General features: G+C 67.8%; 8 protein-coding genes, 1 pseudogene and 1 CRISPR repeat array. Of the genes and pseudogenes, 5 read left to right on the top strand and 4 right to left on the bottom strand.

Annotated elements, in window-relative coordinates; all coding sequences use genetic code 11:
- Positions 1-177: 177 nt before the first annotated feature.
- Positions 178-1,011, top strand: a complete 834-nt coding sequence (istB, locus tag AB0D12_RS40600) for an IS21-like element helper ATPase IstB (protein ID WP_362694953.1) — start codon at positions 178-180, stop codon at positions 1,009-1,011.
- A 28-nt stretch (positions 1,012-1,039) separates the two neighbouring features.
- Here the strand turns inward: istB and AB0D12_RS40605 are convergent, their stop codons facing one another.
- Complete coding sequence (locus AB0D12_RS40605) at positions 1,040-1,549, bottom strand: GNAT family protein (protein WP_362694956.1); 510 nt, start codon at positions 1,547-1,549, stop codon at positions 1,040-1,042.
- A gap of 207 nt (positions 1,550-1,756) precedes the next feature.
- Positions 1,757-1,969: direct repeats of the CRISPR family, unit length 30 nt; unit sequence CTGCTCCCCGCACCCGCGGGGATAGTCCCC.
- Positions 1,970-2,036: 67 nt separating this feature from the next.
- The gene (locus AB0D12_RS40610; RefSeq protein ID WP_362694959.1) at positions 2,037-3,761 is read right to left on the bottom strand and encodes a tetratricopeptide repeat protein; all 1,725 of its coding nucleotides are present in this window, start codon (positions 3,759-3,761) and stop codon (positions 2,037-2,039) included.
- Positions 3,762-3,782: 21 nt separating this feature from the next.
- Between AB0D12_RS40610 and AB0D12_RS40615 the strand changes: the two genes are divergently transcribed.
- Positions 3,783-3,965 carry a hypothetical protein gene (locus AB0D12_RS40615; protein WP_362694962.1) on the top strand — a complete coding sequence of 61 codons (183 nt, stop codon included), beginning with the start codon at positions 3,783-3,785 and terminating at the stop codon, positions 3,963-3,965.
- A gap of 29 nt (positions 3,966-3,994) precedes the next feature.
- On the opposite strand, the gene AB0D12_RS40620 is transcribed toward AB0D12_RS40615, so the two are convergent.
- Positions 3,995-4,138: a hypothetical protein gene (locus AB0D12_RS40620; protein ID WP_362694965.1), complete on the bottom strand. Its 144-nt coding sequence runs from the start codon at positions 4,136-4,138 to the stop codon at positions 3,995-3,997.
- A gap of 453 nt (positions 4,139-4,591) precedes the next feature.
- Between AB0D12_RS40620 and AB0D12_RS40625 the strand changes: the two genes are divergently transcribed.
- On the top strand, positions 4,592-5,431 hold the full coding sequence (locus tag AB0D12_RS40625) for an endonuclease (protein WP_362694968.1): 840 nt from the start codon (positions 4,592-4,594) through the stop codon (positions 5,429-5,431).
- Between the two features lie 757 nt (positions 5,432-6,188).
- On the opposite strand, the pseudogene AB0D12_RS40630 reads toward AB0D12_RS40625, so the two are convergent.
- Positions 6,189-6,388: pseudogene (locus tag AB0D12_RS40630) on the bottom strand (helicase); the annotation flags it as partial.
- A 359-nt stretch (positions 6,389-6,747) separates the two neighbouring features.
- Between AB0D12_RS40630 and AB0D12_RS40635 the strand changes: the two are divergent.
- Together AB0D12_RS40635 and AB0D12_RS40640 are read left to right on the top strand one after the other, a co-directional pair.
- Positions 6,748-7,767 carry a rod shape-determining protein gene (locus AB0D12_RS40635; RefSeq protein WP_362694971.1) on the top strand — a complete coding sequence of 340 codons (1,020 nt, stop codon included), beginning with the start codon at positions 6,748-6,750 and terminating at the stop codon, positions 7,765-7,767.
- A gap of 200 nt (positions 7,768-7,967) precedes the next feature.
- Positions 7,968-8,252: a hypothetical protein gene (locus AB0D12_RS40640; RefSeq protein WP_362694974.1), complete on the top strand. Its 285-nt coding sequence runs from the start codon at positions 7,968-7,970 to the stop codon at positions 8,250-8,252.
- Positions 8,253-8,367 lie beyond the last annotated feature (115 nt).

The following is an 8,367-nucleotide window of genomic DNA, read 5'->3' on the forward strand; positions in this document are numbered from 1 at the left end:
CCATCCGCGTGGGGGCGGCGCGCTACCTCCGGGCGTGGGTGCCCCCCCCGCGCGGCGGCCCCCGGGGGGCGCCCCCCCCCCCCCCCGGCCGCCCGCGGCCCCCCCCCCCCCCCCCCCGGGCCCCCCCCCCCCCCCGGGACCGGCAAGCCCGAACAGTGCACCGCAGAAAGGCAGTTGATGATGACCACCGCTGTTGCCGATCCGCCCGAGATCGTTCCAGCCCCGTCCCCGGTTCCTCCGTCGCCGGCGCCGCCGCCGATCTCCGCCGAGCTGGAGACCGTCCTGAAGCGGATGAGGTTTCCGTACCTGCGTAAGGCCGCCCCCGACGTCCTCGCGACCGCGAGAGCACAACGCTGGGACCCGGCCGAGGTGGTCCGGATTCTGCTGGAGGAAGAGATCAAGGGCCGGGACGAGGCCACCCGCCGCAACCACCGCCGGCTCGCCCAACTCCCGTACGGGAAGACCTTCGACTCCTGGCGGGAAACGGATTCCTCGATCCCGGCGCCGACCCAGCACGCGCTGATGACGCTGGAGTGGATCTCCCGGGCGGAGAACTTGGCGGTTGCCGGGCCCTCCGGCACGGGGAAGAGCCACCTCGCCGAGGCCCTCGCGAACAAAGCGATCGACGAAGGCATGAAGGTCTGCTGGTTCACGCTGGAATCGCTGACCGCTCACCTGGGCCGGGCAACCGTCGACAACACCGTCGCCAAGGCCGTCGCGAAGATTACCCGGTGCGACCTCATCGTCGGTGACGACATCGGCATGCTTCCGTCCGGGCAGGCCGCCGCCGAGGCGTTCTACCGAGTCATCGACGCCGCCTACGAACGCCGGTCGGTAATCGTCACCTCGAACCTGCACCCCTCAGGCTTCGATTCGATCATGCCCAAGACGCTGGCCACCGCCGCCGTCGACCGGCTCCTGCACCACGCGCACATCGTCCTCACCGAAGGCTCCAGCCTGCGGCTGACCCAGGCCACCACCGGCCAAGGCGTCGTCTCATTGAGCGCGTGAACCGGTACTACCAGGGCCCCGGCCCCCTCTATCCGACGCCTGCGGACCAGTTTGCTTTCGCCAGGCTCATCTGCAGCGCGGAACAGGACTGCCCGTACACTCGTTCCACGTCGGGAAGCACCTGGTCCACGCGGAACCCGAGGCGTTCGTAAAGCCGCACCGCGTTGCCGTTGTGGGCGAAGACCCCAAGCTCCACTCGCTCCAGGCCCAGTTGAGCGAAAGCGAACGTCAGCACGTGAGTCAGCAACGCGGCCCCGTATCCCTGACCCCGGGCATCCGGGGCGACGAGCACCCGCCCGAGCCTGGCAGACAGGCCATCAGCGTCCAGCCGCAGCGACGCATGCCCCACGAGCTGGCCGTCCGGACCGACTCCCATCCAGGTCCGGCGCCCCGGCTCCACCACATAGGCGGCGAGTTGCGGATCATCCAACGGCCAGGTGAACCCGGGACCAGCCCACGTCAACAGCTCGGCAGGCCCGGATATCCACGACACGATCACACCAGCGTCCGCAAGGGTGAACGCGCGCAACTCAACCACAGCCCAACCCACCTTCAAGATCGGCTCCCATACCCCGGGACACTACCGAGGCCGAGCGCACCCAGGCCACCCCACGAGACCCACCCCAACAGGCTGAACGGTTAGACCAAACCGGGGATCAATCGGCACACCGGACAGGGAGATCAACTGTCCGCCCAGAAGGATGGCAAATGTCCGCTCACACGGATACAGCAGTGTCCGTTGACACTGCTCCCCGCACCCGCGGGGATGGTCCCCCGTCGAGGGTGAGCTCGAACGGGCTGCCGTCCTGCTCCCCGCACCCGCGGGGATAGTCCCCAGCCGGTGACACCGTCCACCGCCGTACAGCTCTGGTCCCCGCACCCGCGGGGATGGTCCCCCGTGGGACCTGTCCGACGTCCGCACGTTCGGCTGCTCCCCGCACCCGTGATGGGGATTCGTGAAAATGGTTCTGGCCGCAGTTCCGTGAATCCGCGGAGGACGCGTGTGGACAGACGGTGCGTGAAGTTCAGAGAGCATCGGGCGGGAGCGAATTTCCACTGAGCCAGTGACGAACCGTCTCCGCATCCCCTTCATGCCCTAGATCCTCAAGTAGATCTGCCTGCAGGGTAAGTACGACATGAAGCTGCGGAAGCACGGAGGGCATTTTGCCAACGTGACCGCGGTAGAGATCCACAGCCTTCCCAGTCACGCGCAGTGCCCCGGAAAGATCGCCTCCCACTGCCAGGAGAGTGGCCAAGGAAGACAGCGAAAAGGCAAGATCGGGTTCGTAGGCGGCGGGAGTGTCCGCCGCGAGCCGACGATAGATTTCCACCGCCTCTTCGGTGACGGTCAGGGCCTCGCCGCGGCGCCGCGCGACCCCATGCTGGACGCCGAGGCTGAACAGCGCGTGGGCGAGGTCGGGTTCGTAGGCGGCCGGGTTGTCGGCAGCGAGCCGACGATAGATTTCCACCGCCTCTTCGGTGACAGTCAGGGCCTCGCCCTGGTGCTCCACCTGTCCCAGACGGATGCCGAGGTTGGACAGCGAACGTGCGAGGTCGGGTTCGTAGGCGGCCGGGTTGTCGGCCGCGAGCCGACGCCGAATTTCCACCGCCTCCTGCTCAGCGGCCAGGGCCTCGCCACGGCGCCCCACCCCCTTCAGGTGGATGCCGAGGTTGGACAGCGAGGCAGCGAGGTCGGGTTCGTAGGCAGCCGGGTTGTCGGCCGCGAGCCGACGCCGAATTTCCACCGCCTGTTCGGTGGCGCTCAAGGCCTCGCCGTGGCGCCCCGCCTCCCCAAGCCGGACGCCGAGACTGGACAGTGAGGCAGCGAGGTTGAATTTGTAGGCGGCCGGGTTGTCGGCCGCGAGCCGGTAATAGATCTCCACTGCGACTTCGGTGGCGCTCAGGGACTCGCCGCGACGCCCCACCTCCGCCAGGGCGGTGCCGAGGTTGTGCAGTGAGTGTGCGAGGTTGGCTCTGTAGGCGGCCGGGTTGTCGGCCGCGAGCCGGTAATAGATCTCTACCGCGACTTCGGTGGCGCTCAGGGACTCGCCGCGACGCCCTACCTTCCCAAGCTCGACGCCGAGGTTGGACAGCGAGGCAGCGAGGTCGGGTTCGTAGACGGCCGGGTTGTCGGCAGCGAGCCGACGATAGATTTCCACCGCCTGTTCGGTGGCAGTCAGGGCCTCGCTTCGGCGTCCCACATCCCCGAGCCGGACACCGAGATGGGACAGGGAGTTGGCGAGGTCGGCTTCAAGGGCGCCCGGATAGTCATGCGCCAGTTGCTGGTCGGCCAGGGCGAAGGCGGCGCTGAGTCGCAGGGCAAGGGGGGCGAGGATGTGGGATGGATAAGGGAGCGCGGCTAAGGCGTTTCGGACCGCCTGATAGGCGAGGGGGGCGCCTTCAAGGGCGGTATCCAGCGCGCGAAGGACGTGGACGGCATGGGGGGTGCGTTCGGTGTTGTAGTGGGCGACAGCGGCGCGGGCCAGGACGGTGATGAGCTGGGCCTGCTGCCCAGGGCCGGCGGCGGCAAGCAGAGCCGGCAGCGGGATGCCGCCTTCGAGGAGGGTGCGGGAGGCGTGGTATTCGGCAATGCGGTCAGGCTGCAGGGAGCCCCAGTAGCGGTCGGGCTCGCTGAGCGGGCCGAGGCCGGTGACCGGTGCGGCGGCGAGCAGTCTGCGTACGGCGGGGGCGGCGTTGAGTGGGTCGGTGCGCCATTCTCCGTCGGAGCGGGCAAGCAGCAGCAGCCGCACACGGTGGCGGGAGCGGTGCAAGTGGGTAATCAGGCGGCGCAGCAGGCGGGGGCGGGTCTCGGCGTAGTCGACGACGATCAGCAGGGGCAGGGCGGTGGTCAGGGGGGTGAAGTCAGGCGGGGTGTCGTGGTCGGTGAGGTCGGAACGCAGATGCCCGGTGACCCAGCCGTAGCGGCCGAGGAGGTCGGTGAGGCGGCGGGCTAGGCGGGTCTTGCCCTGCCCGCCTGGTCCGGTCAGTACCCGTATCGCGACGGTGGGAGGATCGTTTTGGCACCAGGAGCGGCGGCGTGGGCCGCGCCGGGCTGGATGCTGAAGGCCGCGAGGGCGGCGGCACCTGCCGCGGTGGCGCGCTTGAGGTGCTTGAGGTGGTTCGTCAACAGACTTCCTCTCGTGGGGGGATACGCGTCCCGAACCCGGCCCACGAGAATCGGCGCGCCACGCCGACGACGGCATGGCAGTGCACCCGCGCACGGCCGTTGTGTCATGGCAGCACGCAGTCGTGCGTCCGAACCCAGTGGGGGATGAGTTCGCAAAGCGCATAGCGATTATGGGGAACAGTTGCGCGAGCATCAAGGGCGTTCGCGGGCCAACTCCCTCTCTGTCCGGTGCTGTTACGCATCGCCGCAACAGAGGATTGGCCAGCTGCCGGCGGGGTACAGGGCTGCGCTTCCACGGTGTTCACGGTGTCGGCACACGATGGGCGCAGCCTGTCCACGCGGGGGGAGCGACGGCATGGAAGGCTCTCTGTTCGAAAAACTGTTGTTTTGCGTCGGCGCGTACGAGAGCTGCGCCGCCGGTCGCCCGATCAGGGAGAGGACACCCCCCACACCATGTCCACCCACCGCCTCAAGCGCCGTAAACCGTGGCGCCTGGCCGTCGTCGCCGTAGCCGTGACCGGAATCGCCGCCCCCGCCGCCGCGATGGCCACCCAGAATCCCCCCACTCCAACTGCCGGACGGACCGCCGGCGCGGTGGGCGCGTACGACGACACGTACTACAAGGACGCGTTGGGAAAGACCGGCCCGGAACTGAAAAAGGCCCTGCACACCATCGTCAGCGACCAGACCAAACTCGGCTACGAGCAGGTCTGGGACGCGCTGAAGGACACTGACGAGGACCCAGCGAACCCGTCGAACGTGATCCTCCTTTACACCGGCCGCTCGCAGAGCAAGGGCAGCAACGGGACCGGAAACGACGACTGGAACCGCGAACACGTCTGGGCCAAGTCCCACGGCGACTTCGGCACCGACGTCGGCCCCGGCACCGACATTCACCACCTGCGCCCCACGGACGTGACCGTCAACAGCACGCGCGGGAACAAGGACTTCGACGTCGGCGGGGACGAGGTCCAGGAGGCCCCGGGCAATCGCACCGACGGCGACTCGTTCGAGCCCCGCGACGCGGTCAAGGGCGACGTCGCCCGCATGATCCTGTACATGGCCGTCCGCTACGACGGCGGCGACGGTTTCGCCGACCTCGAACCCAACGACAACGTCGACAACGGTTCCGCGCCGCACATCGGTCGCCTGTCCGTGCTGAAGGAGTGGAGCAAGCAGGATCCGCCGGACGACTTCGAGAAGAAGCGCAACCAGACCATCTTCGAGAAGTTCCAGCACAACCGGAACCCGTTCATAGACCACCCCGAGTGGGTGCAGGAGATATGGAAGTAGGAGTGAGCCCTTCTCTCTGACCTGTCCCTGCCGCAACGGCCAGGAGCCCGTCTACCACTTGGTATTCGCCACCCGGAGCCCTCATGGCCTGCGGTACGCCCACGACCGGCAGAGGCAGCCCCCTGTACAAGATGATCGTGGAGCCACCGATCAGCCTGTCGGCCTAAACGGCGGCCGGCAGCGGCATCTGGTCCCGGGTCCGGCCTTCAAGGGGGCGGCCGCCCGCCTTCGGCGTGTGGCCGCCCCCACTGCTTGAAGAAGAACGCCACCCGTCGCCGATGGCGGCGCCGATCGGGACCGTCGTCAGGCCGACGCCCTCAGTCAGGGCCTCGGCGACGGCGATAATGGCCCGGCGTACGGATGCGTCATGATGGTGGTGCTCCTTCGTCTGTCAGTTGCGCTCTGGGAGGGGGAGGTGCGTGCTCCGGGGCGGCCGGGTTCCGATGCCTGCGGCCGCGGCGTCTCATCGGCCGGCCACGCACGCGCCGTCGGTGCGCGTGACGCGAGTACGCAGACGGGCAGGTCGACTGGCCTTCATCCGTGGAACCTGTTGCGCTTGAAGACCGCTCTCTTGATGTTCACGACCATGCCGCCGTCGCCGGTCTTGGGGCCGCCCAGGCTCCCCAGGAGCACCCCGATCACTAGTGCTGCGACGCGCTGTTCTTGCGAGGGTTCTGGTCTGCTCCCCTGAGGGGAGGGGGTGTCAGGCTTTGACCAGCACACTGGCGAGTACAGCGCCTCTCCCACCACCGGCCTGCGTGTCGTCCTGCTCCTGCTCCTGGTCCTCGCCCTCGTCGCCGGCCCCGACGATCGCCCCTCCTCATCGCGCCGGACGTGCACCTTGCGCTGCCCGCTGGTGAGCGCGCGGGAGGCAAGCTGCTCCACGAGTCGTTCATCATGCGAGCGCAGGCCCTGGAGCACCGCTATACGGGGGCGGAAGCTGGCGGAGGCGACCACTGGGCCGGCAGCAACGCCGCACCGCTGGACGGCTCCAGGACGCGGCTGCGGGCCCGGACGTCGCGGTGCACGCGCTGCTGGATTTCGAACGCCAGGCGATTGTCAAGCTTGCCGAGGACTGGGGCGGTGTCGACCGCTCGCACCGCAAACTCGCCCACCGCGGCTCCCGGCTGAAGTCGGGTTGGAAGGCTGATTCGTTGCCGTCGTTACTCTTTTTGAGGTGGGACGGTTCGTGTGTCTGTGCTGGCGGCATTACGGTGGAATTCTTCGCGTCGCAGTGCTGTCCTTACCGACCTGAAAAGCTGTCAAGGTTTTTTTCAGGAAGGCCTGATGCATCTTCATGGGAAACAAGGGAATTTATGTCGTTCATCGGCCGTGACATGGCTGTAGATCTGGGGACCGCCAACACGCTGGTGTACGTCAGGGGTCGGGGGATCGTCCTCAACGAGCCGTCCGTCGTCGCTACCAACACCAATACCGGCGGCATCCTCGCGGTGGGCTGTGAGGCCAAGAGGATGATCGGCCGCACGCCCGGGAACATCGTGGCGGTCCGCCCGCTGAAGGACGGCGTGATCGCCGACTTCGAGATCACCGAGCGGATGCTCCGTTACTTCATCCTCAAGGTCCACAAGCGTGGCTGGGCGGCCCGCCCGCGCATCGTCGTGTGTGTGCCCTCCGGTATCACTGGCGTTGAGCGCCGCGCGGTCATCGAGGCGTCGAAGCTGGCCGGCGCCCGCAGGGTGCACATCATCGAGGAGCCGATGGCGGCAGCCATCGGCTCCGGTCTGCCGGTCCACGAGGCCACCGGCACCATGGTGGTGGACATCGGCGGCGGCACCACCGAGGTTGCCGTGATCTCGCTCGGAGGAATCGTCACGGCACAGTCCATCCGGGTCGGCGGCGACGAGCTCGACGCCGCGATCATCCAGCACATCAAGAAGGAGTACAGCTTCCTTCTCGGAGAGCGGACCGCCGAGAACCTCAAGATCACCATCGGTTCCGCGTACGCCCTCGACACGGACGAGCGCACCGAGATCCGCGGCCGCGACCTGGTCTCCGGCCTCCCCAAGACCGTCCTCATCTCCGCCGCCGAGGTCCGTAAGGCTATTGAGGAACCCGTCAACGCGATCGTCGACGCCGTGATGACCACTCTCGACAAGTGCCCGCCGGAACTGGCGAGCGATCTCATGGACCGCGGCATCGTCCTCACCGGCGGTGGCGCCCTGCTCCGCGGCCTTGATGAGCGCCTTCGCCGCGAGACCGGTATGCCCATTCACATCGCCGAGGCCCCCCTGGACTCGGTGGCACTCGGCTCGGGCAAGTGCGTCGAGGAGTTCGAGGCGCTCCAGCAGGTGCTGGACGCCCAGCCCCGCCGTTAGCACCGGGCCCCGGCACCCTTGCCGCGATGCCGTGGCGAATTCGGGGCCTGATCATTTGCCTCGCCGGTTATCCGGCGGGGCAAGTGCTGTCAGGTGTGCTTTTCTATACGCAGAACGGGGCACCCCGGTCCGGGGTGCCCCGACTGCATGGCCTTCTTCACCTTTCGGGCCCCCGTATCAGGTTCATTTGGCTCTGACAGGTGTCCAGCCGCCGGGCCGGTGATGGCTGGTGTACTGGCGTAGCCAGCGGGAAGCGGCATCCGCGTTGGCCGGCCTTCGCCCGCTGCTACGGATTCGACCTGGACCGGCCGGTCCAGTGGGAAGTTGAAGCCCTCGATCCCGCCGAGCTTCGGCGCCTGGTCCTTGACGCCGTAGAGCCCCACATCGACCGCGCGCTGCTCGCGCGGCAGCTCGCCGAAGAGATGCGCCAGCGCCGGCGCCTGGCGGAGTTTCTCGCCGGGTTCGGCGACATCGGCAGCGGGTGAACGCCGGGCGTGAGGCTGCTCCTTTGGAGTGGACACCCTGACAATGGATCTTGATGGTCCAGGGAGGGATGTCCAGGTGGGACGCAAGTCTCCGTATCCGGAGGAGTTCAGGAAG

The sequence above is a fragment of the Streptomyces sp. NPDC048479 genome (genome assembly GCF_040651435.1).
In the GTDB taxonomy this organism is placed as follows: Bacteria; Actinomycetota; Actinomycetes; order Streptomycetales; family Streptomycetaceae; genus Streptomyces.

Bases quoted from the DNA above. Each gene is read 5' to 3' on its own strand.
- AB0D12_RS40635 (WP_362694971.1), top strand. From the start codon at position 6,748: ATGTCGTTCATCGGCCGTGACATGGCTGTAGATCTGGGGACCGCCAAC.
- istB (WP_362694953.1), top strand. From the start codon at position 178: ATGATGACCACCGCTGTTGCCGATCCGCCCGAGATCGTTCCAGCCCCG.
- AB0D12_RS40625 (WP_362694968.1), top strand. From the start codon at position 4,592: ATGTCCACCCACCGCCTCAAGCGCCGTAAACCGTGGCGCCTGGCCGTC.